Genomic DNA, 23,724 nt, shown 5'->3' on the forward strand with positions numbered 1-23,724 from the left:
TTGCCCGAACAGTCAGGTGACGGTGACGAAAATCTTCCGCACCGTCTCGATTGTCTTCCAGACCCCGACGTAGCCCGGCTTCATCACGAAGCTGTCGCCGGCGCGATAAATGACCGGGTCCTTGTCCTTTTCCGTCAGTTCGATCACACCATGTACAAGATGGCAAAATTCAAATGTTTCGCCCTTGATGGAGTGCGTTTCGCCGGGCGTCGCCTCGAAAACACCGGTATTGACCTTGCCGTCCTTGGCGGTGTCCTGCAGCCACGTCTTGAAGGCGGGGCTGCCCGCAATGAGGCGTTCCGGCTCGGCAGTTCTATGCTTCGGCTCGAAGGATGGATTGGGGTCGATGGTTTTCAGTAGCGCCATTTATCTCTCCTATTCTTGCTGCAGTCACCCGCGGCATTGTTCCGTGTTTGGAGCCTGCCGACGTCGGTACATGATTGCTAACTAGCAAACGGCCATGCTCGCGACGACCTACCAGGTGACGGCGATGTACTTGGTCTCAAGGTATTCGAGCATGCCGTGATGACTGCCTTCGCGGCCAAGGCCACTCTGCTTCATGCCGCCGAACGGCGCCGCAGCGTCGGAAACGACACCGCGGTTAATCCCGACCATGCCGCTTTCCAGCCTGCCGGCGACCGCAAGCACACGCTTGAGGTCTCGGCTGAAGATATAGGATACAAGCCCGTATTCGGTGTCGTTGGCCAGATCGACGACCTCGTCCTCGGCATCAAACACAATCACCGGCGCAACCGGACCGAAGATTTCTTCGCGAAGAATCTCCGCGTCCGGAGAGACATTGGCGAGAACGGTTGGCAAATAATAGAAACCCTCGCCGCTCAACCTGCTACCGCCTGTTACCAGCCGGGCTCCCTTGGCTATCGCATCGTCTACCAGGCGCTCGACCTTGGCGACCGCGGCATCGGTGATCAGTGGGCCAAGCTGCGTATCCGGTGCCAGTCCTGGCCCGACGTTGAGCGCTGCCATCTCCTCCGCGAAGCGGCGTATGAAGTCAGCAGAAATTCCTTTTTGGACGTAGAAGCGGTTTGCGGCCGTGCAAGCCTCACCGCCGTTGCGCATCTTTGCAACCATTGCGCCGGCGACCGCCGTTTCCAGGTCGGCATCGTCGAATACGATGAAAGGCGCGTTGCCGCCCAATTCCATTGAGCAACTGACGACCTGGTCCGCGGCCTCGCGCAATAGTATCCTGCCAACGCCTGTCGAGCCGGTGAACGACAGCTTCCGAACCCGCTTGTCATGCAGCATTGCGCTGACCACAGGACCGGCTTTTTTCGTGGGAACGATGTTGACGACACCGGCAGGAACACCTGCCTGCCGCATCAGTTCTCCAATGGCGAGCGCCGTCAGAGGCGTTTCGGCTGCCGGCTTCAGGATGCAAGTGCAGCCTGCAGCCAATGCCGGGGCAATTTTTCGGGTCGCCATCGCTGCCGGGAAATTCCAGGGCGTTACCAATACGGCGATACCAATTGGCTCATGGCTGACGATGATCTGGTTTGTGCCCGAAGGTGCTGATCCAAATTCACCGGGAGCCCTAACGGCCTCCTCGGCATACCAACGGAAAAACTCGGCCGCGTAGGCCACCTCCGATCTCGCGTCGGGAAGCGCCTTGCCGTTTTCCACCGTGATCAGTTGCGCCAACCACTCTGCTTGTTCGAGAAGGAGGTGAAAACACTTCATCAGGACATCTGCGCGCCGCCGCGGCGACGTTGCCTTCCAGGCCGCAGCCGCCTTTTCTGCCGCGTCGACGGCCGCTATTGCATCCGGGATGTCGCCGTCACAAACTGTGGCGATTGCTTCGGCAGTCGAAGGATCGATCACATCGAAGGTCCGGCCACCTTTTGCCGAAACCCATTCGCCGCCGATGAACAGTTGCGTGGGAGCTTCGCATGCTACAGCCGCCTGCGAAGGCGCACGGCTTGCTTCAAGTGTCGGAGTTGCTTTCACGTTCACCACCATTCGCTACCAATCAGGATCGTTGTGCGATCAATATAGAATTGGTTTAGCCATTGGTGTCAATATAGATCAAATTGGTCTCGCGGATTATTTTCGATCTTCCGAAATCCCGGTGCCCTGTAATCAGGGACTGCGCCATTTGCACCGCCGGAAAGCTGATGCGGAGTGCGATGCTCGAAACCTTTTAGCCCAACTTTAGCGAGCCATCTCATCGACCGCTTGCGGCGTTCGGCAGCGCCGACACCCTTGAACATGGGACCGAGCTCCACATTCTGATCGCGATCTTCCACGGAAGAGATGCATCCTGGAACAAGTAACCGATGTCGTTCTGCGCGCACAGGCTGACCATCGATGGAAACGATGCCACTTGCGGGTTTCAGGAGGCCGCCGATCGCATTGAGTATGGTGCTCTTGCCGCATACGGTGGGTCCGACGATAGCGAGGAACTCGCCATCGGAGACACTGAGATCGGCATCCTGGACAGCCACATAGGCGCCGAAGGACATGGTGAGTGGGTCGATGGAAACCATCGCTTTGCCTGGCTGGGATTGTACGCCAGGGGTGCGGTTTTCTCCGGCCGCCGAAAGTTACTCAAAATTGATGAGCATATGGGCAGTAATCGCTGCCTTAAGCTCTCGTGCCGCTTACTGTCACTTGCTTACCGTCGCCACCGGTGGTGTCCTCCCCACCCTCGTCGAAGTCGGGCCGTACTCGATGACCTAGCCGCCAAAGGCCGTGATTCCGCCGCGGACCTTGAAAGCGCCGGCCGGCGTATGATTCTCGTGCTTGATCCAGACCACGGCCCCTGCCTTTTCGGAGATCTGCGGCCACACGTATTGCGGTGTAGGGGACATATGCCGGTAGACGAGTGCGGCGGCTTCCTCGAGGTCCTTGCGTGCGAACAGATGCATGCCCTGCTTCCTTGCTTGTTCGACGCGTAACCAGCGTCGTTTACCAGTCCAAAACGTGGCGAGGGTCTCTGCCACCTACCGCATCTCCACCAGGCCCCACCTGCAATATCGGCGCTTCTTCAGGTGAATATGGGAAGCGCCCCTGCCTTGGCAGTCTTTCCGCCAGTTCCGACCGCCCACCGCCGCAGTCATTGGGCTATTGCGGCGCAAGGGCTGTTTGGTGCGGCAGTCGGTTTGTTATTCTGATGATCAATTGTCGATCGATGACGCCTCTCATGTCCGGCCCTCGGTGATCTCGCGCACTGCCGCGATGGCCTCGTCGACAGCGGCACGGTTGACATCGAGATGGGTGACCCAGCGCATTCGCCCACCGGGCCAGAAACTCGCCGCGATGCCGAGTTCACGTAGCGCCTTGGACAGCCGGGTCGCCAGATCGGTCGAGAGCTCGACAAAGACCACGTTTGATTGCGGCGGGGTCACCTTCAGCCCCTCTATTCCCGCAAATGCTTGCGCGAGCACCCGAGCATTGGCGTGGTCCTCGACCAGCCGGTCGACGTGATGGTCGAGCGCGTACAGCCCAGCCGCTGCAATTATCCCTGCCTGCCGCATTCCGCCGCCGAGCATCTTGCGCCACCGGCGCGCACGGGCGATCAATGGGGCATCGCCGACCAGCACTGATCCGAGCGGCGCCCCCAGCCCCTTTGAAAGGCACAGCGACACGCTATCGAAGCCCTCTGCCAGGTACCCGACATCAACGCCGAGCGCCGCAGCCGCGTTGAACAACCGCGCACCATCGAGATGGGTGGCGAGCTTCCGCTCCCGCGCAAATTCGACGACCTCGGCCAGATGATCGCGCGGCAGGACCCGCCCGGCGAAGGTGTTCTCGATGGTGACCAGTCGCGTGATCGCAAAATGCGGATCATCGTCCTTCACCGCGGCGTGAAGCTCCTCGATGGGGATCGTGCCGTCGGCGCGCACCGGCAATGGCTGCGGCTGGACCGAGCCCAGCACCGCAGCGCCTCCGGCTTCCCACAGATAGGTGTGAGCTCCGGTTGCGCAGAGAAATTCCTCGCCGCGCTGGCAATGGCTCATGATCGCAGCGAGATTGGACATGGTGCCGGTTGGCACGAACAGTCCCGCTTCCTTGCCGAATAGTGCGGCAAGTCGGGCCTCGAGCGCCTTGACCGTGGGGTCGTCACCAAGGACATCGTCGCCGACCTCGGCGGCCGCCATCACCGCGCGCATCTGCGCGGTTGGACGGGTAACCGTATCAGAGCGGAAGTCCAGGCGGATAGCAGCATTGGCTTGCATGATCGAGACCCTATCGGTTTGGCTGTATCGGTCATACTAGCGAAAGGATAGGCTCGGACTATCGATATAAACTGACGGATTATGGTGATCGTCGATCACCAATCATGCGACGCCATATCAATGTCGCGCTGCAACTGCCTTTGACCCCCGCCTGCGACATCGAACTTTGGTTTGATCTTTCGCGGCCTATCTGCAAGCGGCTGCCGCCCTGTGACGATCACATAAGCTGCATCGTTGTCACAGCATGCGGCTACCCTCTTCGATGGAGACAACGTGCGAAACGTTGCCGTCCTGTCCTACTCTGCAAATTCGAGGAGCCGCGCTTCACAAGAGCGCCCGCCTCGATTGTTCCTTCGTACGTCGAGATGGAAATTGATATGATTTCAAATCTACCGGTGATAGTTTGTCACCAATGAAGCGGTCGGACATTCCATCCCTCGATGATCTGCGTGCCTTTGAGGTCGTTGCGCGCCTTGGTTCCGTGCGTGCGGCTGCGGCTGAGTTAAATTTGACGCACGGTGCTGTCAGCCGGCGCGTTTCGAAACTTTCCGAACACCTCGACATTCGTCTGCTGGAAGTTGATGGGCGTGGCCTAAGGCTGACGGGAGAGGGTTCACGGCTCGCGCAGGCGACGACAGACGCTTTGTCCCTCGTTTCGGCGGCGCTGGAGGATATCCGCAAAGTCGATCAGTCACCGCCGATCGTCGTTTCATGCGAACGATCCGTCGCCATGCGATGGCTGATCCCGCGCCTGTCGGAATTTCAGGATCGCCATCCCGAAATCGATTTTCACCTTTCTGTCGGTGGCGGGGGTTTCGATTTTGCGCGCGACCGTATCACCCTTGCAATCCGTAGGCTTGATTTCGCGATCGATGCGAATTGGCAGGTCGAACGGTTGATCGAGGAGGAAGTCGGTCCTGTCATGCATCCTGCCATGACGGATCGGTTTGCTGCCGGCGATTATGTCGCGCTTGCTGCAAAGACCCGTCCGGATGGATGGCAGAAGTGGTCCACCGCTCATCCGGACGCGCCGAAGCCGCGCTCGACGCGCTTTCTTGACCATCATTTCCTGATGGTGGAGGCCGCAGCCGGCGGCCTTGGTGTGGCCATGTGCCCAAAGATCATTGCCATTGACGATATCCGCAAAGGCCGCCTGACCGCACCATTCGGCTTTCACCCTGATGGTTCACATTACGGCGTTATTCGTTCGGCATCGGCGAGGAGGACGGCTGGAATCGATCAATTCGTCTCTTGGCTTCTCGCCGCCATTCAAGAAGATTTTCATGCTGCGTCATGAGGTCGGAGGCAAACAGCCGACAAGCATCAACTTTCAAAGAACGTGCCGGCACTTCGTTCTTCGGCGCGCGCAAACGCCAGGGTGGCGATAGCGGTATCCTGAACACCGGTCCCCGTAAGATCGGCTATGGTGATGTCCGAGGCACTTCTGCGGCCCGGTCTGGCACCTACAACGACCTGACCTAGTTCCGGAAAATCAGCATCGCTTGCGACGAGACCTGCGTCGATGGCATGGCGCAATTCACCCAGTCTTCGCGTTTGTTTGAGGCTGTCAGCCACGTAAACATCTGCCGCTTTGATAGCAATGGGGTCAATCTCGTTCTTATGTTCTGCGTCCGAACCCATGGCGGTCAGATGCTGTCCGGGTTCGAGCCACGAGGCATCGACAATGGGTCGGTCGGCAGGTGTCGTCGTGACAACGATCTTTGACCCGGCGATCGCGCTTCGCGGATCCTCAAATGCGGAAATGGAAAGATTTTGTCTTGCTCCGAGCTGCTCAACAAGCGCTTGCGCCCGTCGATAATCACGCGCCCAAACGCGGATCTCTCGAATAGGTCTCACCAGCATGAGGGCCTCGAGTTGCAGCCTGGCCTGAACGCCCGCCCCGAAGACCGTTGCAATCGACGCGTCCTTCCGTGCCAGATGGTTTGCCGCGACAGCGCCGGCGGCCGCCGTGCGAACGTCGGTGAGGTAGCCATTGTCCAGCAAGAGCGCCTGCACCAAGCCCGTTTTGCTCGACAGCAAGACCATCAGACCGTTGGTGCTGCGAAGTCCGATCTTCGGATTATCAAAGAAACCAGGGCTGACCTTGATGGCAAAGCTGCTCAAACCATGAATATAAGCCGTCTTCACATCGACTTCGCCCCTGCTGTCGGGCACATCGAGGCGCAAAACCGGCGGCATCTGAACCGCGTTTTCCAGGGCCAATGCGCGGAAGGCGTTTTCAACGCAATTCACCGCATCCATGTCGAGCGGAACGATGGTTCGAAGCTCTGATTCGGTCAATATCCTTATTTTTGGCATCAGCTTCCCTCATCAATTGTGTCAAGGCCGCTAGCCACCTTCATGTGCAACGACATGTCGATGTTCCCGCCTGAAAGAATGGCGACGATCGGGCCTTCAACCTGCGCCAGTTTGCCTGAGAGCAGCGCAGCAATACCGACTGCCCCAGCACCCTCGATTATCTCGCGCTCATACGCATAGGCGTGACGTATGCCGGCGGCTATCTCGCGCTCGCTGACGAGCACCACGTCGTCGAGAAGGGTTTTGCACATCGGGTACGTCCAGGCATTGGCCAAACCGATGCCGCCGCCGAGCGAGTCGGCGAAACTTCGATGCTCTTCGACCTGGACCGGGTGCCCCGCGTCGATGCTAGCCTTCATCGCCGCTCCCCTTTCCATAGTTATACCGATTACCTTGGCAACCGGGCGCACCGCCTTGACCGCTGCCGCGACACCTGCTGCCAAACCGCCGCCGGACAGGGGAACGAGAACCGCGGCGACGTCAGGCATCGCCTCGACGATTTCAAGTCCGACGGTGCCCTGACCGGCGATGATCCAGGGGTGATCAAAGGGCGGGATCATGCTGAGGCCCTCCTCCGCGACGAGACGATCAACCTCAGCCTGCGCTTCATCTTGGGATGACCCGACGATCCGTACGCGAGCGCCGAGCCGGCGGATTTCGGACACCTTGTTTTCCGGCACGAGGTGAGACATGCAAATGGTCGCTCGGGAGCCAATCGCGCCGGCGGCATAGGACAGCGCGCGTCCGTGATTGCCGGTGGAAGCCGCAACAACGCCTCTATCTCGCTCGGATTGGGTGAGCTGCAACACGGCATTGGTTGCTCCACGGAGCTTGAAGCTTCCGGTCAACTGGCGATGCTCCAGCTTCAGGCTGACTTGCGTCCCGGCCAGTTCGGACAGTGTCGCCGACATGACGACAGGCGTGATCCGGATGTGCTTGCTGATGCGCTCGCGCGCCTGCTCGATCGTTTCCAGACTAATCATGCCTGTTCACCTTAGCTCCGGCCTTTGCCAGTTGTTGTCTGCTGCGCGTAGCGCCAACGCAGGGCTTGGTTGCAAGCGGACGACACGAACTTTTTTCGGCGCCGTGGCGGACTTGCAGAAACGAGATGGCATCTGAACCTCAGCCCTTAAGGCGTCTGAGGAGAATCTTTCTGTCGTGGCGCGCATACATCGAGTAAACGATAGGAATGAACCAGGGTTTGCCGTTGAAGAATGGGACGGCGCTCGGAGCGGCATCGAAATCGAACGCAGAGCGCGATTGTTCCCCGTCACCGAGGATCTTGAACGCCGCCTTCTTGCCCAGCCACCTGGCCCATACGACACCGGAGCCGCAATAGCCGGTCGCATAGACTGTATTTCCGCGGGTGAACATGCGCGGGATCATGTCGCGGTTCATGGCGACATAGCCGAACCAGCTGTGTGTAAGACCTATTCCTGCAAGTTCGGGAAAGAGCCGAGCAATTTCGCTTTGCAGATGTGCAATCGGAGCAGCGGAGTCACCTTCAGTCGTCCCGTCGCGCCCGCCGAACAAGATCCGAGATCCATCGTGCGACGGCCGATAATAGTAGCTGAGCTTACGCAGGTCGCCATACATCATGCGTGGCGGCATCAGCCGATCCATCACCTCCCTGTCGAGCGGCTCGGTTGCAATTATCCTGCTACGGACAGGAACAAGCCGGCGACGCAGCCACGGGTCGAAACCGTCGGTGTAGCCATCAGTGCAGACAAGAAGCTTTCTGGCGAAAACCTCTCCGCGCTGCGTTTGAATTCGCACGCCTCCGGCCTCGCTAGTCGATCCAAGGACTGCGGTATTTTCATGTATGACCGCCGTCGATGAACTTGCCAGATCGATCATGGCCGCAAGAAGCTTGGCCGGCTGCAGCCCACCGATGTCTTTGCGCACAAGGCCTCCGACATAAAGGTCAGTTCCGATGAACTTCGGAACATCGGCCCTTTCCACCGGATATGCCTCGATGCCGAGATTCCGATGCAGAAAGTCTGCCTGACGATGGAGTTCGTCGGCTTGATCAGCCGTCATGGCCCCGTTGAAGGCGCCAGATAGTGAGAAGTCACATTCGATATTCTCCTCTCTGAGGAAGCGCCAGAGATCCTCTCGCGCCGCCTTACCTTCCAGGAGAATGGCTTGCGCCCTCTCCTGCCCGAACCGCCTGACCAGATCCTTCCGCCCCGGACGGATGCTTCCGCTGGCCATGCCCCCATTACGGCCCGATGCCGCAAGGCCAAGGGCCTGACGGTCAAACAGCTGGACATGCTTGCCCGCACGGGCAAGTTCGAGCGCTGCCGACAAACCCGTATACCCTCCCCCAACGACCGCCACGTCGCATGTCTTCTCGACGTTCCGCGCTGGCAGGGAAGGAAATGTGCTGTCCTCCCACCAGTAGGGCGTGGATTTAATGGAATGCGCTTGAGCTTGGGCCATGAGAGCTAAGTTCCGGAAAAATGGTTTCAATCGATTATTGGCTTAGTCTCGGCAGACCCAAAGCTTTCGCGTCGTTTCGATCACTCTCCAGGTTCCGACGAAACCCGGATGCATGGCGAAAGCGTCGCCGGCAACGATGCGTCGCGGCTCACAGCCATCCTCAATCAATTCGGACACACCCGACAGAATGACACAGAATTCGAAAGTTTCGCCCTTGATCGAGCGGTAGGCGCCGGGCGTCGCTTCCCAGACGCCGGAGCGAACGACGCCGTCGGCAGTCTGCGCGATGTCCCAGGAGAGAAACTGCGGATTTCCCTCGACCAGCCTTTCAGGCGCGGGCTGGCCTTTACGCGGTTCAGGCAGATTGTTGTAGTCGACGAAAGTGAGTTTGGACATTGGAAGACCTTTCCTGGATCTGTTTATCGGGCAAACGACAGGCGCCGTTCGAGAAGTTTCAAACCCGTCAGAACGACGACGTTGATGGTGAGATAGAACGCTGCGGTGACCATGAAGATGTCCATGATCGCGAAAGTCTCGCTCATGAGCCGCTTCGCATATCCGGTGATTTCCAGAACGGTAATCGTTGACGCGAGGCTGGATTCCTTCACGATGATCGCCGCCTCGCTGCTATAAGCGGGAAGCGCCTGCCGCACGGCAAGCGGGAACTTCACCCTCCTGAAGACGTGCCACGGGTGCATGCCACAGGCTTCTGCCGCTTCGATAAGTCCTTTCGGCAGGGAGAGGAAAGCCGTGCGGAAAATCTCCGCCGTGTAGGCACCGGTGTTGAGCACCACGGCAAGGATTGCAGCGTTCAGCCCATCTCCGATCATCCACCATAAAATGGGGTTCTGACGAATAAAACTCACCTGGGCCAAGCCGTAATAGATGACGAAGACCTGGACCAGCATAGGCGTGCCGCGGAAGATCGCGCAGTAGGCGTCGCATACGCGGCGCAACACCCGGCTTCTCGAGCAGCGCGCGAGCCCGACGGCGACACCAAAGGGAAGCCCCATACCGACGCCGAATACGGCGATCAGCAACGTCGTCTTGGCACCTATGACAAGGAAGGGAACGGCATATGCAATTATTCCAAGATCCATGTCATCTTCCTCGGAAGCCGCGGTCGAGCGCACGTTCGGCGCTGGAAAACGCGGTTTGACTGACTGCGGTCATGCAGAAGAAGAGCGCCGCAGCGATGCAGTAGAAAAGCAACGGAGATCGCGTGATTCCTGCACCGATGGCAGCCGTCCTCATCAATTCCTGTAAGCCGACGACCGAGACGAGCGAAGTATCCTTGATCGTCATCTGCCAGACGTTGTTGATCCCGCCAAGCGCCAGCCGCAGTGCCAGTGGGAACGTGATGCGCATAAACGTTACACCTCTCGGCAAGGCGAGCGACTGAGCGGCTTCCAGCAGACCGTACGGCACCGCCTGAAGCGCACCCCGGATGACTTCGATCGAATAGGCGCACGAGATGACGGCAATCGCGATCACCCCGACGATGTAGGGGTATGCGTCATCAGCCGAGTCCTGGTAGCCGAACGCAGCCGTAATCGCCTTCACCCACTCGATGGACCCGAAAAACAGGAGATAGATGACCAGCAAGCCCGGAACGCCACGAACAAGAATGCTGTACCCGTCGACAAGTTGCGAGACGAACACGACCTTCCGCCAGCGCATGATGGCCAAGGGGGTTGCAACGAGAAAACCGAGTGCCATTCCGATCAAACCGATCACGATCGTGACGACACTTCCTTTCAGCAGAGCCAGCGCCCAACTCTGCTCCACCATCAACACCCAAAGGTCACCCAACATGGACACAATCCCCGTGACCTGCCCTGGGCCGTGCCAAGGCAGGCTTCATGTTCGAAACGATCACTTCTTGCAGGGAATCGTGTAGTCGTCCTGGAACCAATGCATCGAGGCTTCCCTGACCTTGCCATCGTTGATCATCTTGCAGAGGGCGGCATCGACCTTGGTCTTGAGTTCGGCATTGCCCTTGCGCATGCCGACTCCCATGCCATGGCCAAGAACGTCTGGGTCATCCATCGCCATGATCTTCAGGTCGATCCTGGTGAAGTTGGCTCCGTCGGGCGTTGCGAAAAAATCCATCCATGTCGGCGAATCCGCGAAGGCGACGTCGATACGGCCGCTCGCGAGATCGGCGGTGAGCTGCGTGACGGCGTCGTATGTCTTGAGATCGGCGCCGTGCATCCGCTTCTCCATGAACCTGGCGTAGGTCGTCCCCGTGACGACGCCGACACTCTTGCCCTGGAGGGCCTTTTCGATTTCGGCGAGGCTCTTGAGGCCTGCAAGCGGGGAGTCCTTGGCGACAGCGAAATAGAGGGGTGTTGTCGCATAGGGGATGGAGTAGTCGATCTTCTTCTGACGTTCGGCGGTGATACCAAGGCCGGAAATGATGACGTCAAAGCGATCCTTATCCATGGATGGCACCAGCGAGCTGAATGTCTGCACGACGAATTCACACTTCAGTTTCAGCTCGGCGCAGATGCCGTTGGCGATATCGGCGTCGAACCCGGTTACCTTGCCGCTCGGATCGGCCATGCTGAACTTCGGCGCATCGCCCTCCGTCCCGATGCGCAGAACGCCGTCCTTTGCCGACGCGCCCGTCGCCAGTGCGCAGACGAGAAGGCTGGTTGCGAATGCTGACTTGATGAGATTGCTGTTGATCATGATTGTTACCCCTTTTGGTTTTCGTTGCGCTTTTCAGGCGTTGGCCGCCATTACTGTAGAAAGAAACCGCTTCACCCCTTCCGTTGCGGGATTTCGAAACAGTTCCTTCGGCTCGTCATCCTGCTCAAGGCGGCCGTTTTGCAGGAATATCATCCGGTTCGACACATCGCGTGCGAACCGCATTTCATGCGTGACGAGGAGGATCGTAGCCCCCGCTTCCGCCAGCGCCCTTATGACTTTTAGCACTTCACCCACGAGCTCGGGGTCCAGTGCGGATGTCGGCTCATCGCACAGCATGAGTTTTGGCTTCATTGCCAGAACACGCGCGATTGCGACGCGTTGTTGCTGCCCGCCCGACAGCTGTTGCGGGTAGCGGTCACGGAAACTCGCCATGCCGACTTTCGACAAGGCCGAGAGCGCAACCTCTTCGGCGTCTTTCTTCCCGAGTTTCAGCACCCAAACGAGTGCCTCGGTCACGTTGGACAGGACGCTCAGATGAGGCCAGAGATTGAAGTTCTGGAACACCATGCCGATCTGTCTGCGAAGGTTCCTGATATCGCGACCGTTGACGATCTGGCTTCGGCCGCGCTCGTCATTGACGACTGAGACGGACTGACCGATGCACTCGATCCGACCTGATGTCGGCGTCTCCAGAAAATTGATACAGCGAAGTGCGGTGCTTTTTCCACATCCGGACGACCCGATCAGAGAAATGACCTCACCTTCTCTCATGTCGAAGCTGATACCATCCAGCACCTTCGTCGATCCAAACGTCTTTGTGAGTTCGTGAACCTTTAGAATTGCGTTCATTGGCAAAGCCTCAGACGATTGCCCATCCGTTATCCCGCCACCAGTCCTTGGGAGTCCAGCTCCCGCAGCACCTCGTCAACGGCAGCCCTTGCGATCGCAACCATTTCGTCGATTTCCGCTTCCGTCATCACAAGCGGCGGTGCAAAGCCCAGAATGTCTCCATGCGGCATTGCGCGCGCAATGAGGTTGCGATTTCGGGCGGCTTGGGAGATGCGCGCGCCGACCTTCAGGCCTGGATCGAACGAAGCCCGGCTACCGCGATCGGAAACGAACTCGATGGCGGCAAGCATGCCGACACCACGAACTTCCCCGACGATCGGGTTCTGCTCGAACTCTGCTTTCAACCGTTGCAAAAGATAAGCGCCTTTCGTCGCGGACTGTCCGGCAAGATTTTCGCGCTCGACGATATCAAGCACTGCGTTCGCCGCCGCGGCGCCGATCGGATGACCGGAATAGGTGTAACCGTGTGAGAAGGAGCCCACACGCGGCGTCGCCTGCTCCATCACCTCGTAGACTTTCTGCGAAACGATGGCCGCCGACAGCGGCACATAGGCTGATGTCAAGCCCTTGGCGACGGTGATCAGATCGGGATCCATACCGTATAGATCCGAACCGAACATTGCACCGGTGCGGCCAAACCCGCACACCACCTCGTCGGCAATCAGCAGCACGTCGTACTTCTTCAGCACAGCTTGGATTTTCGGCCAGTATCCTGCCGGCGGCGGTGTGATGCCTCCCGTTCCAAGGACCGGCTCCGCTATCAAGGCGCCGACAGTGTCCTGTCCTTCGGCGAGAATGAGCCCTTCCAGTTCATCAGCGCGACGCTGTGAAAAGGCTTCTTCGGTCTCGCCAGGCATCGCACCGCGATAGAAATGCGGGACGCCGGTACGCAGAATCCCCGAAACCGGTAGGTCCATATGATCGTGGTAAAAGCTCAAGCCTGTCATGGAACCGGAAACCACGGAACATCCATGATAGCCACGCTCACGCGAGATGATCTTCTTCTTTTGCGCTTTCCCGCGAAGATTGTTGTAATACCAGACGATCTTCGCCTGCGTCTCGTTCGCGTCCGAACCGGACAGTCCGTAGAAGACCTTGGACATGTTGCCTGGCGCCATCCGCACCAGTCGATCCGAAAGTCGCGCGAGTTCCTCGGTCGTGTGGGCGGCGTAGGAATGGTAATAGGCGAGCTTGTAGGCCTGCCGGGCGATCGCTTCGGCGACTTCGGTGCGACCGTAGCCGACATTCACGCAATAGAGGCCCGCAAACCCGTCCAGGTATTCCCGGCCGGATGCGTCGCGGATACGAACGCCTTTTCCAGTCTCGACGATGGTAGGATCGGTCTCTCCGGCGGCGTAATTCTTAAGGTATGTGAACGGATGCAGAACGGTCCTGCGGTCCATGTCAGCTATTTCAACAATGTTGGTCATTTCTCAATTCCTCATGCAGCGAGGTCATCGTCGGGCTGAACGTTTCTGCCGCCTCTGTCTTGTCCGTGAAGCGTAGAAGTATTGAGACGATGAATTCCGGCGTAAGTGTTGCCTTGGCGAGGAATTCCTGCTTTTTATGGGTATGAAACGAGGAAAACCTGCGGAGTTTCCCATGCAGCTCGATCGCCTAGATGCGCGTCTTCTCAGTATCGTGCAGGTTCATAACAGGCACAGCAGCGAGGAGCTCGGCGCGATGGTTGGTCTTTCGGCCACTGCGGTGCAGCGCCGCCTGAAGCGGCTGCGTGAGGCCGGAGTGATTGAGGCGGAGGTTGCGGTTGTGAAACCCAAATCTGTCGGCCGGCCAATCGCAATGCTGGTACTGGTCACGCTGGAGCGCGAAAGAGCCGACATCGTCGACCGGTTCAAGCAATCGATTCGGCAGACGCCAGAAGTGATGAACGGCTACTATGTAACAGGAGATGCGGATTTCGTCCTGATTGTCACTGCCGAGAGCATGGAGGACTATGAGGTTTTCACCCGCAAGTTCTTCTATGAAAATCCCGACATCAAGGGGTTCAAGACAATGGTGGTCATGGACCGGGTCAAGACAGGCTTTTCAGTTCCGATCGACTTTGATCACTTCTCCTGAGGTTTCCGCCGACGGACGCTCAGACGCGTCGACTTTGCGCAAAGATTGATACATCGACGGATTGCATGGGCGAGTGGGCTTCTCGCCCGACCAGTTGTCCGCCCGAGTGCGGGCCGGACGGAAGCGGCAAGCGGTCAGCATCATGAGCAAAATGTACGGCAGATTGGTCTGTTTGTGCCGTTCCGACTGAGCGATTTGCATCGCATCGTATGCGCACAAATCGCTTCATCGGAGGAAACCACATGAAGATCTACAATATTGCCCTAATCGGATTTGGCGGCGTCAACCGTGCCTTGACCGAGCTCATCGCGACAAAGGGCCCGCTTTGGGAACGGGACCTTGGTTTCCGCCTGAACATCGTTGCGGTCACCGATCTCAATCTGGGCTCCGTCATTTCGCCCAACGGCCTGGATGCCAAGACCCTCGTGGAGGCGAATTTCGCGAAGGGCGGGTTCGCTCGGCTCTCCGGCGGCAGCGCCGAGGCTGACAACGAAGCCATCATCAAGACGGCGCCTGCCGACATCATTGTGGAGGCGACATATACGAATCCGGCCGACGGCGAGCCGGCGGTTTCGCACTGCCGTTGGGCTTTGAACTCGGGCAAGCACGTCGTCACTACGAACAAAGGACCTGTTGCAATCGCTGCTCGGGAACTGAAGGCCCTTGCCGAGGCGAACAGCGTTCATTTCGAGTATGAGGGCTCCGTCATGAGCGGCACGCCCGTCATAAGGATGGCAGAGAAGACCCTCGCTGGTGCCGAGATCAAAGGGTTCGAAGGAATCCTCAACGGCACATCGAACTTCGTCCTCGGCCGCATGGAGGAGGGTCTCGACTTCGCCAGCGCTATCACGGAAGCGCAGGCGCTGGGCTATGCCGAAGCCGATCCGACCGCTGACGTCGAAGGTTTAGACGTTCGCCTGAAAGTCGTGATCCTGGCAAATGAGCTGCTGGGAGCAAATCTCAAGCCGGAGGATGTCTCCTGCAACGGTATCTCCAAGCTTTCTCCCTCCGACATACAAGCAGCTGCCAAGGCCAAAAGCCGTTGGAAACTGGTCGGGTCAGCAGTTCGCAATGCCGACGGGACGATAACCGGCAGTGTCGCGCCCAAACAGCTTGCCCTCGAACATCCGCTCGCCGGCGTCAACGGCGCTACCAACGCAGTATCGTTGAACACAGAGCTTCTCGGTCCCGTCACCGTGAGCGGCCCGGGCGCCGGTCGAATAGAAACCGCCTACGCACTGCTGTCCGACATCGTGGCTATACATAATGCGCAGTCGGCAAATTTCGCCAAGGAGGCAGCGTGATGCCCGGTCTCGCCTTGAAACCCGCCTCTTCCAACGAGATCATCGTCACTAATCCGTTCGACGGCAGTTTTGTCGGCGCCATCGGAGAGACCAGTGCCGAGGCTGTGGACCTGTTGCTCGAACGCGCCAGGCGCGGCGCGCAGATTGCCCGGTCGCTCCCCCGCCACCAGCGCTCTGCTATTCTCGAAAGGGCCGCAGCCACCGTCGAAGAACGCAAGGAGGAGTTCGCGCTCCTGATCGTACGGGAGGCGGGGAAGACGATTGCCCAGGCCCGCAAGGAGGCGACACGTTGTGTCAACACACTGAAACTCTCCGCCGAAGAAGCCAAGCGCAATGCTGGCGAAGTCATTCCGTTTGATGCCTATGCAGGCTCTGAATCGCGTCAGGGCTGGTACACCCGGGAGCCGCTAGGAATCATCGCGGCAATCACGCCCTACAACGACCCGCTCAATCTCGTGGCGCACAAGCTTGGCCCTGCCATCGCCGGCGCAAACGCGGTACTGCTGAAGCCATCGGAGCTTACGCCTCTATCGGCGATCAAGCTGGTGGAGGTCCTGATCGAAAGCGGCTTGCCGGAGGAGATCATCACGGTCGCTGTCGGCGGCGCCGACCTGGGCAAGGCACTTGTTTCGGCCAAAGACGTTCGCATGATCTCCTTTACAGGGGGATTCGTCACGGGCGAGGCCATTGCAAGATCTGCGGGCATCAAGAAGCTCGCAATGGATCTCGGTGGCAATGCGCCGGTTATCGTGATGGAAAATAGCGATGTTCAGGCCGCCGTGGAAGATTGCGTGTCAGGCGCCTTCTGGGCGGCTGGCCAGAATTGCATCGGAACGCAGCGGATTCTGGTTCAGCGCTCGGTCTATGAACGATTCAAGACCGAGTTCGTGGCCCGAACCGTCCGGATGAAGACCGGCGATCCGATGAATTCTGAGACCGATATGGGCCCCATGATCTCCGAAAGCGCGGTGAACCGCGCCGCCGCCTTGGTGGAACGAGCAATCGCTGCCGGCGCGACGCTGCTCTGCGGTCACAAGCCGGCCGGCACACTCTATCCCCCGACCGTCCTGGAAAATGTGCCGGCCACGTGCGACGTACTGAACGAGGAAGTCTTCGCCCCGGTGGTCATGCTGCAGCCGTTCGATGAACTTGAAGAGGCAATAGAGCTGGCCAACAAGCTGGAATACAGCCTCCATGCCGGAATCTTTACCAACGATCTTGCCAATGCCCTCGAGGCCGCCAAGCGGATCGATGCCGGCGGCGTCATGATCAACCAGTCGTCCGACTATCGGTTCGACGCAATGCCGTTTGGCGGATTCAAATATGGCAGCATGGGACGCGAAGGCGTGCGCTTTGCTTATGAGGACATGACCCAGCCGAAGGTCGTCTGCATCACGTCACTGCAGCACTGATCGCCGACGCCGGCGCCAGTTTGAACCCATCGTCGTCATTGGAAGTCAAGATGTTCAAAGGATCCATCACTGCCCTTGTCACCCCTTTTGCCGATGGGGAAGTCGATGAGATTGCCCTCCGCAACCTCATTGAATGGCAGATCGCCGAAGGCACGTCAGGGCTTGTCCCCTGTGGAACAACGGGGGAAAGCCCGACCCTCAGCCATGCCGAACATAAGCGAGTCGTGGAACTCGCGATCGCGGCAGCGAATGGTCGGGTTCCGGTCATTGCCGGCGCCGGCTCCAACAGCACCGAGGAAGCGATCGGCTTCGTGCGGCACGCACAGGAGGCCGGCGCGGACGGTTTGCTGATCGTTGCGCCCTACTACAATAAACCCACCCAAGAGGGAATCTATCAGCACTTCAAGGCCATCGACGCTGAAGCTACGGTTCCGATCATTGTCTACAACATCCCGGGTCGGAGTGTAATCGACATTGAAGTCGCAACGCTTGCCCAAATTTTCAGGGATTGTCCGAACGTCAAGGGTGTCAAAGATGCGACGGGCAATCTCCTGCGACCGTCGCTGGAGCGTATGGCCTGCGGCAATGAGTTCAATCTTCTGACCGGCGAAGACGGCACAGCGCTGGGTTACATGGCCCATGGCGGCCACGGTTGCATTTCCGTGACCGCGAACGTTGCTCCCCGGCTGTGTGCAGACTTCCAGCGGGCATGCCAGAAAGGCGACTTCGCAGCGGCACTGGCTCTTCAGGATCGACTGATGCCCCTGCATCACGCGCTATTCCTCGAGACCAGCCCGGCTGGGGTGAAGTTCGCGCTAGCGCACCTCTCGAAGATCCGCGGTGACCTGCGCCTTCCTCTCGTGGAGGTGAGCCATCCTGTTAAAGAGGTTATTACTTATGCCATGGGCCACGCCGGAATTCTGGACTAGGGGAGTGGTGAATGGGAATTGAACGAATAGAGACCGATTTGATCGGCCCCCTCCCTGTCCCCGGTGACGTTCTCTACGGTGTCCATACGCGTCGAGCCGAGCTTAACTTCACCGTTTCAGGCCTTCGCCTGAAGGACTTCCCAGAACTCATTCAGTCTATGGCTATGGTCAAGAAAGCGGCGGCGTATGCAAACGCCGAGCTTGGCCTGCTGTCAGCGGAGAAAGCGTCGGCGATCTCAGAGGCTTGCGATGAGCTCATCGAGCTGAAATGCGTTGATGAGAACTTCCCTGTCGATATGATGCAGGGTGGCGCCGGAACGTCCACCAACATGAACGTCAATGAGGTTGTTGCGAACCTGGCGCTCTTGAAGCTCGGTGCGAATGTGGGCGACTATGACAAGCTTCATCCGAATGATGACGTGAACCTCTCCCAATCGACAAACGATGTCTATCCGACCGCACTGCGTCTGACCATTCTTCGTGCTTGCGAAGGGCTGATCGAGTCCCAGGTCGGGCTGCGCGACGCATTCCGCGCCAAGGCACGTGAGTATGCGACTGCGTTGAAGGTCGGCCGCACTCAGTTGCAGGACGCCGTCCCAATGACAGTCGGGCAGGAATTTGATGCGTTCGCCGAGCTGATCGACGAAGACATCAACCAGCTCCAGTCCGCCTCCAGGTTGTTGAAAGAGGTTAATCTCGGCGGATCTGCAATTGGAACATCGATCAACGTCCCCCGCGGCTTTCCAGCCGCGGCGTGCATCCACCTCACACAGATTTCTGGTATCCAGCTCATCCGAGCTCGAAATCTGATTGAGGCCACCTCAGACACCGGTGGTTTCGTTTCCATCTCCAGTGTCCTCAAGCGAATTGCTGTGAAGCTGACAAAGGTCTGCAACGATCTGCGGCTCCTGAGCAGTGGCCCTAGGGGCGGCCTGGGGGAAATCCGACTTCCGCCCGTCCAGGCTGGCTCCTCGATCATGCCCGGCAAAGTCAACGCCGTCATTCCGGAAATGATGAACCAAATCGCATTTCAGGTTATCGGAAATGATCTCACTGTCACCTTGGCGGCAAGCGCGGGGCAGTTGCAACTCAATGCGATGGAACCGGTGATCATCCTCAACATCCTTCAGTCCATGCGGATGTTGACGCGGGGCATGGAAATTTTCAAGCAGCGGTGCGTCGCTGGCATTGAGGTTGACGTCGACCGTTGCAAGGACCTCCTCGACCAGTCTCTTGTCCTTGCAACGCCGTTGGCGATGCTTATCGGCTACAATAAGGCGGCGCAGCTTTCCAACAAGGCGCTGGCCGAAAAGCGGGGGCTGCGGCAGGTCGTTGAAGAAGAAGGGATCCTAGCCTCCAGTCAAGTGGAAGAGATCTTTGAAGGTAGCGCAGCCTTCGCAAATTCCTAATGGTTCATCGGCCGCATAAGGGTAAGAAATGGCTGTTTTTACCGAGCTTTCTGACGAAGATCGCCAACTCATTGCGGCCGCCTATGGCTTTACGTCGCTTCTGTCGGTGATTGGCATTGCAGACGGCGACTCCGAAACGACCTATCTGTTTCGGACTACAGAAGGCGAATTCATCGTCACGCTTTTTGAGAACGGAGCCCAACCTTCAGATCTGGAAAGGGCCTTCGAAACCATGGAGGCGCTTTATCGACATGGCGTCCCCTGCCCGAAGCCGCTCCGCACTGTCGACGGCCACGCCACGTCTCGGGCCGCCGATCGATTGGTTGCCATCGTCAGCTTCGTACCCGGCGCCTCACCCACATTTGCAAACCCGGCAAAATGTCTCAGCCTGGGCCGTGTCATGGCTGAAATGCACACCGTCCTGGAACGAAAAGCGAAGAGCAAAGCGACGGATCTTCCCACTGGCGCAATTCATGGCGCATTGGTCCTGGAGAACGTCTTTTTCCTCGGAGAGGAAGTCAGCGGAGTCATCAACTTCAGGCTTCGGCACGAGGACGCCCTCGTGTCGGAGCTTGCTGATGCGCTTGTCGGTTGGGCGGGCGAAATCAGCGGAGAGCTGAACAAAGAGCGGGCGCGAGCGCTGCTGCAGGGTTATCAGGGAGTCCGCGGCCTGACCGATGCGGAAAGGACGGCGCTGCCAGGGTTCATAATGGCCTCGACGTCAAAGCGATTTGCGAGCAAGCAGGAAAGAACATTACTACCGGAAATCGCCGTGTTAGCTTATCGGTCCGTAACTCCCGACATTCTAGGCTAAGCGGCCCGGCTCAATATCCATGAAATATCTTCTCGATCGAACTGACGAACAGATACTTGTCGAATTGAAGGCCAATGCCCGGATCTCGCATGCGGAGTTGTCGGCGAAGGTAAACCTTTCTCGCAACGCCGTGAGGGTGCGAATCGAACGTCTCGAACGAGAAGGCTTCATCAAGGGATATACAATCGTCACCGGCGATGGAGGAAATAGCCAAAACGTCACAACCGCATTGATTTTCGTCTATCGGCACGATCGCATGCGGGGCGGCGAAGTCATTCAGGCGCTGCGGAAGATCCCAGAAGTCGTTGCTTGCGACGTTATGACCGGTGATTTCGATCTCCTCGTGCGGGTCGAGTCCCCCGAGGCCGACCGCATCCGCCAGATTTGGCAGTTGATTGCCGAGATGCCCGGCGTGCGCGATACACTAACTGCGTTCGCCCTCTCCTCGGTAATCCGGAGATAATCACGCGTGACTGGGTAAGCGCGGGCAGGTGTCCGACCGCCGGTAGGAACTCGATTGGCGGACCATGCCGCTCCTTGACGAACATCAGCAAAATAGCCCGCCATCCGCTCTATGCGAGCGCATTGTGATCGGTCCGGCGGGAAGGCCCATCCGAGCTGTTGCTTACTTGGTGAAGTTCGAATGAAGACGCTCCTAGCTAGACGGCGCACGGCTTGACATCGTCAAGCGGACTTTTCCTTGTGGATCAGGAATTGAAGCCGGCGTCTTTGGCTCCTGAGTTCGTGTCGTCGCCCTCACACGGCGGAGAGTAACTTCTCCGCCGTTTTACCGCTCGTTGTTGTCCAGGCAGGTCGGTCGCTACGCTCGCATACCCGAGGCGGCGCTGGTTAGTTGACAGTGACGTAGATCTTGCGGACCGTCTCCACGGTGCGCCAGGTGCCGATGAATCCCGGTTTCATCACGAAACTATCGCCTGCTTTGTAGGTCACCGGTTCACCGCCATCCGGGGTGATTTCCACGACGCCTTGAAGGATGTGGCAGAATTCGAATGTCTCTCCCTTGACGGAGCGCGTCAGGCCCGGTGTCGCCTCCCAGACGCCGGTGTGAATCATGTCGTCTCGCGCAACGTCCTGGGGCCAGCTCTTGAAAGAAGGATTGCCGGAGATCAGGCGTTCCGGCCCGGGCTTTGACTCACGCGGTTTTTCCGTGCTGTTGGGTACTATGGTCTTGAGGAGGGACATTTTTTCTCCTTGCTCTCCTGGTTGCAGCTTCAATAACCGCGCTCACGGTCTATGAGCCCGATCGGGTCGAGACCGTCGCGAAGCCGTTTGATGTTGTCGATGACGGCGCCGGCCGCCGTCTCTGCTTGCGTGACGCTTGCGATGTGCGGCGTCAGGATGATCTTCGGATGCCTCCAGAAACGATGTTCTGGGGGCAAGGGCTCAGGTTCAGTGACATCGATGACCGCACCCGACAGATGTCCGTCATCGAGAGCCGCAATCAGCGCGTCATGATCGAGTTGCGCACCGCGCCCCACGTGGACGAGCGCCGCGCCCGCTGGAAGGGTCGCGAAGACCCCGGCGTCGAGTAGTCCTTGCGTCTCCTGGGTCAGCGGCAGGAGACAGATCAGGATATCGGTGCGCGCAAGGAACGGCATGAGCCCGTCCGGGCCGTGATAGCAATCAAGGCTATCCACTTGTCGTTTTGAGCGGCTCCACGCGGCAAGTGGAAAGCCGAACGGTTTCAGTCGCTCAATAACGGCCTGGGCGAGCATGCCAAGGCCAAGGATACCGATCCGCTGATCACCAGCTTGCCGCACAGGAAGCGGAAGCCAGGCGGCGTCGGCCTGCTGTTCGACATAGGCCTTCAACTTGCGGTGCAGGGCGAGCACGGCGAGCGTGACATATTCTTGCATCATCCGCACGATACCATCCTCGACCATGCGGACGAGCATGACGTTTGGCGGAAGGGTCTCTGGCTTGAATTGATCGACGCCGGCCCCGATCGAGAAGACAACCTTCAAGTTCCTGAAACGATGGAGATCGGGCGGCGCAGTCCACGTGAGAATGTACCGGATTTCGTCCGGATCGCGCTCCGAAATATCCATCACGAAGGGCAGCTCGGGAAGGTCGCGTGCAAAAGCCTCGGCGAAGACGCGGCCTCTTTCTCGATCTGAGTTGAACCAGAAAACCATGAAGCTCTCCTACTGTTGCAGCGTCTTGGCAAGCCGCAGGATCATCTCTTCGCAGGCAGCGAGTTCGTCCAGGCGGATGAACTCGTCAGCGCGGTGGGCGCGGGAGATGTCCCCGGGACCACAGATGATCGCGTCGATGCCGGCTGCCTGATAGAGTCCGGCCTCGGTGCCGTAGCTGACGGCAGCCAAGGTCTGAGCTGAGGTCAGCTCCTCCATCAGCCGAGCGAGCGGCGTGTCCGCACCAAGCGAAAGCGCGGGATAGGTGCTGCTGGTTTCCCACGTGACGCGGAAACCGTCTTTCGCCAAGGCCTCGGCCGTTGCCTTGATCTGTTCCAGGAGAACTATTGGCGACACGCCAGGCACGGCGCGGGCTTCCAATTCCATGATGCAGACATCCGGGATGATGTTGACGCTGCGTCCGCCTGTGATCGTTCCGATCTGCAGCGTAGAATAGGGCGGCTCAAAATTCTGATCCAACCCGCTGTCTCGCAGGGCATCAACGGTCTTCAGCGTCGCACTCATCACCGCAGTCATGGCGTGGATCGCGTTCAGGCCCTTATCAGGGCGCGACGAATGACCGGCCGTGCCATGGATTTCGATGCGGGCGGCGGCCTTCCCCTTGTGGCCGCGGATCGCCACCATACTGCTTGGTTCACCGATAATTGCTCCCAAAGGAGGAGCGCACAGGTTCCCGATCTGCTGCAACATATGCGGTACGCCGCGGCAGCCAGCTTCCTCGTCATACGAAAAGGCGAAGTGAATCGGGCGCCTCAATGGCATTTTCGCTATAGTGGGAAGGCAGGCAAGCGCGGCGGCGAGAAACCCCTTCATGTCGGAGGCACCCCTGCCAAAAAGCCGATCTCCCTCAGCCCGCAGTCGGAAGGGATCCGACGTCCAAGTCCGTTCGGAGGCCGAAACGACATCCATATGCCCGGAAAGAATATAGCCGGGCTCATCTTTGGGGCCGATCGTGGCGAACAGGTTTGCCCTATCCCCTTCCGGCCCCGGCAAGACAGTCACGGTGGCGCCATGACTTTCGAGATAGGTCTTCACCCATGTGACGATGTCGCCGTTCGCAGCCCCGACGACGGACGGAAAGCCAACCAGCTGCTCCAGTATGTTCTTGGCATTCACCTCAGGTTCTCCATCATGTCTAGGGC

At 58.7% G+C, this 23,724-nt stretch carries 25 protein-coding genes; 8 read left to right on the forward strand and 17 right to left on the reverse strand.

Features of this window, described 5'->3' with window-relative positions:
- Window positions 1-12: 12 nt before the first annotated feature.
- The 5 genes from PH551_RS21775 to ltaE all read right to left on the reverse strand — a co-directional run bounded on the left by PH551_RS21775 (window position 13) and on the right by ltaE (window position 4,196).
- On the reverse strand, window positions 13-366 hold the full coding sequence (locus PH551_RS21775) for a cupin domain-containing protein (RefSeq protein ID WP_285194932.1): 354 nt from the start codon (window positions 364-366) through the stop codon (window positions 13-15).
- Window positions 367-474: 108 nt separating this feature from the next.
- Window positions 475-1,977: an NAD-dependent succinate-semialdehyde dehydrogenase gene (locus PH551_RS21780; RefSeq protein WP_285194933.1), complete on the reverse strand. Its 1,503-nt coding sequence runs from the start codon at window positions 1,975-1,977 to the stop codon at window positions 475-477.
- Between the two features lie 56 nt (window positions 1,978-2,033).
- On the reverse strand, window positions 2,034-2,504 hold the full coding sequence (locus tag PH551_RS21785; RefSeq protein ID WP_285194934.1) for an ATP-binding cassette domain-containing protein: 471 nt from the start codon (window positions 2,502-2,504) through the stop codon (window positions 2,034-2,036).
- Window positions 2,505-2,693: 189 nt separating this feature from the next.
- Entirely contained in the window at window positions 2,694-2,885 is a 192-nt protein-coding gene (locus PH551_RS21790; protein ID WP_285194935.1) for a hypothetical protein, read from the reverse strand.
- A 273-nt stretch (window positions 2,886-3,158) separates the two neighbouring features.
- Window positions 3,159-4,196, reverse strand: a complete 1,038-nt coding sequence (ltaE, locus tag PH551_RS21795; RefSeq protein ID WP_285194936.1) for a low-specificity L-threonine aldolase — start codon at window positions 4,194-4,196, stop codon at window positions 3,159-3,161.
- A 412-nt stretch (window positions 4,197-4,608) separates the two neighbouring features.
- Between ltaE and PH551_RS21800 the strand changes: the two genes are divergently transcribed.
- Window positions 4,609-5,493, forward strand: a complete 885-nt coding sequence (locus PH551_RS21800; RefSeq protein WP_285194937.1) for a LysR substrate-binding domain-containing protein — start codon at window positions 4,609-4,611, stop codon at window positions 5,491-5,493.
- 26 nt (window positions 5,494-5,519) lie between these two features.
- Here the strand turns inward: PH551_RS21800 and PH551_RS21805 are convergent, their stop codons facing one another.
- From PH551_RS21805 to PH551_RS21845, 9 genes are all read right to left on the reverse strand, one after another.
- Entirely contained in the window at window positions 5,520-6,515 is a 996-nt protein-coding gene (locus PH551_RS21805) for a cyclodeaminase (protein ID WP_285194938.1), read from the reverse strand.
- Window positions 6,515-7,498: a hydroxyectoine utilization dehydratase EutB gene (eutB, locus tag PH551_RS21810; RefSeq protein ID WP_285194939.1), complete on the reverse strand. Its 984-nt coding sequence runs from the start codon at window positions 7,496-7,498 to the stop codon at window positions 6,515-6,517. Before eutB ends, PH551_RS21805 begins: the two co-directional genes overlap by 1 nt.
- Before the next feature lie 139 nt (window positions 7,499-7,637).
- The gene (locus tag PH551_RS21815) at window positions 7,638-8,957 is read right to left on the reverse strand and encodes an NAD(P)/FAD-dependent oxidoreductase (RefSeq protein WP_285194996.1); all 1,320 of its coding nucleotides are present in this window, start codon (window positions 8,955-8,957) and stop codon (window positions 7,638-7,640) included.
- Window positions 8,958-8,999: 42 nt separating this feature from the next.
- Window positions 9,000-9,353, reverse strand: a complete 354-nt coding sequence (locus PH551_RS21820) for a cupin domain-containing protein (RefSeq protein WP_092754245.1) — start codon at window positions 9,351-9,353, stop codon at window positions 9,000-9,002.
- Window positions 9,354-9,376: 23 nt separating this feature from the next.
- Window positions 9,377-10,057 carry an ABC transporter permease gene (locus PH551_RS21825; protein ID WP_285194940.1) on the reverse strand — a complete coding sequence of 227 codons (681 nt, stop codon included), beginning with the start codon at window positions 10,055-10,057 and terminating at the stop codon, window positions 9,377-9,379.
- 1 nt (window position 10,058) lies between these two features.
- Window positions 10,059-10,772: an ABC transporter permease subunit gene (locus tag PH551_RS21830; RefSeq protein WP_285194941.1), complete on the reverse strand. Its 714-nt coding sequence runs from the start codon at window positions 10,770-10,772 to the stop codon at window positions 10,059-10,061.
- A gap of 60 nt (window positions 10,773-10,832) precedes the next feature.
- Entirely contained in the window at window positions 10,833-11,651 is an 819-nt protein-coding gene (locus tag PH551_RS21835) for a transporter substrate-binding domain-containing protein (RefSeq protein ID WP_285194942.1), read from the reverse strand.
- Window positions 11,652-11,684: 33 nt separating this feature from the next.
- A complete protein-coding gene (locus PH551_RS21840) occupies window positions 11,685-12,461 on the reverse strand; it encodes an amino acid ABC transporter ATP-binding protein (protein WP_285194943.1) in 777 nt (258 codons plus the stop codon).
- 29 nt (window positions 12,462-12,490) lie between these two features.
- Entirely contained in the window at window positions 12,491-13,891 is a 1,401-nt protein-coding gene (locus PH551_RS21845; RefSeq protein WP_285194944.1) for an aspartate aminotransferase family protein, read from the reverse strand.
- A 172-nt stretch (window positions 13,892-14,063) separates the two neighbouring features.
- On the opposite strand from PH551_RS21845, the gene PH551_RS21850 reads away from it, so the two are divergent.
- The 7 genes from PH551_RS21850 (at window position 14,064) to PH551_RS21880 (ending at window position 20,871) form a co-directional block, all read left to right on the forward strand.
- Window positions 14,064-14,540, forward strand: coding sequence for an Lrp/AsnC family transcriptional regulator (locus tag PH551_RS21850; RefSeq protein WP_125846413.1), 477 nt, complete (start codon window positions 14,064-14,066; stop codon window positions 14,538-14,540).
- A 242-nt stretch (window positions 14,541-14,782) separates the two neighbouring features.
- Window positions 14,783-15,844 carry a homoserine dehydrogenase gene (locus tag PH551_RS21855; RefSeq protein ID WP_285194945.1) on the forward strand — a complete coding sequence of 354 codons (1,062 nt, stop codon included), beginning with the start codon at window positions 14,783-14,785 and terminating at the stop codon, window positions 15,842-15,844.
- A complete protein-coding gene (locus PH551_RS21860) occupies window positions 15,844-17,256 on the forward strand; it encodes an aldehyde dehydrogenase family protein (RefSeq protein WP_285194946.1) in 1,413 nt (470 codons plus the stop codon). The genes PH551_RS21855 and PH551_RS21860 overlap by 1 nt, the downstream gene beginning before the upstream one ends.
- Before the next feature lie 50 nt (window positions 17,257-17,306).
- Window positions 17,307-18,185, forward strand: a complete 879-nt coding sequence (dapA, locus tag PH551_RS21865) for a 4-hydroxy-tetrahydrodipicolinate synthase (RefSeq protein ID WP_285194947.1) — start codon at window positions 17,307-17,309, stop codon at window positions 18,183-18,185.
- Window positions 18,186-18,196: 11 nt separating this feature from the next.
- Entirely contained in the window at window positions 18,197-19,594 is a 1,398-nt protein-coding gene (locus PH551_RS21870; RefSeq protein ID WP_285194948.1) for an aspartate ammonia-lyase, read from the forward strand.
- Between the two features lie 28 nt (window positions 19,595-19,622).
- On the forward strand, window positions 19,623-20,408 hold the full coding sequence (locus PH551_RS21875) for a homoserine kinase (RefSeq protein ID WP_285194949.1): 786 nt from the start codon (window positions 19,623-19,625) through the stop codon (window positions 20,406-20,408).
- Window positions 20,409-20,427: 19 nt separating this feature from the next.
- Window positions 20,428-20,871, forward strand: coding sequence for an Lrp/AsnC family transcriptional regulator (locus tag PH551_RS21880; protein WP_285194950.1), 444 nt, complete (start codon window positions 20,428-20,430; stop codon window positions 20,869-20,871).
- 386 nt (window positions 20,872-21,257) lie between these two features.
- On the opposite strand, the gene PH551_RS21885 is transcribed toward PH551_RS21880, so the two are convergent.
- Genes PH551_RS21885 through argE form a run of 3 tightly spaced genes read right to left on the reverse strand, consistent with a single transcriptional unit; the run spans window position 21,258 to window position 23,698 of the window.
- Window positions 21,258-21,611 (reverse strand): cupin domain-containing protein, encoded by a 354-nt coding sequence (locus tag PH551_RS21885; protein WP_285194951.1) that lies wholly within the window; start codon window positions 21,609-21,611, stop codon window positions 21,258-21,260.
- A gap of 29 nt (window positions 21,612-21,640) precedes the next feature.
- Window positions 21,641-22,564 carry a 2-hydroxyacid dehydrogenase gene (locus PH551_RS21890; RefSeq protein WP_285194952.1) on the reverse strand — a complete coding sequence of 308 codons (924 nt, stop codon included), beginning with the start codon at window positions 22,562-22,564 and terminating at the stop codon, window positions 21,641-21,643.
- Window positions 22,565-22,573: 9 nt separating this feature from the next.
- Window positions 22,574-23,698: an acetylornithine deacetylase gene (gene argE / locus PH551_RS21895; protein WP_285194953.1), complete on the reverse strand. Its 1,125-nt coding sequence runs from the start codon at window positions 23,696-23,698 to the stop codon at window positions 22,574-22,576.
- Window positions 23,699-23,724: the final 26 nt, after the last annotated feature.

Origin of the sequence: Rhizobium atlanticum, assembly GCF_030182485.1 — a bacterium.
GTDB lineage: Bacteria > Pseudomonadota > Alphaproteobacteria > Rhizobiales > Rhizobiaceae > Rhizobium.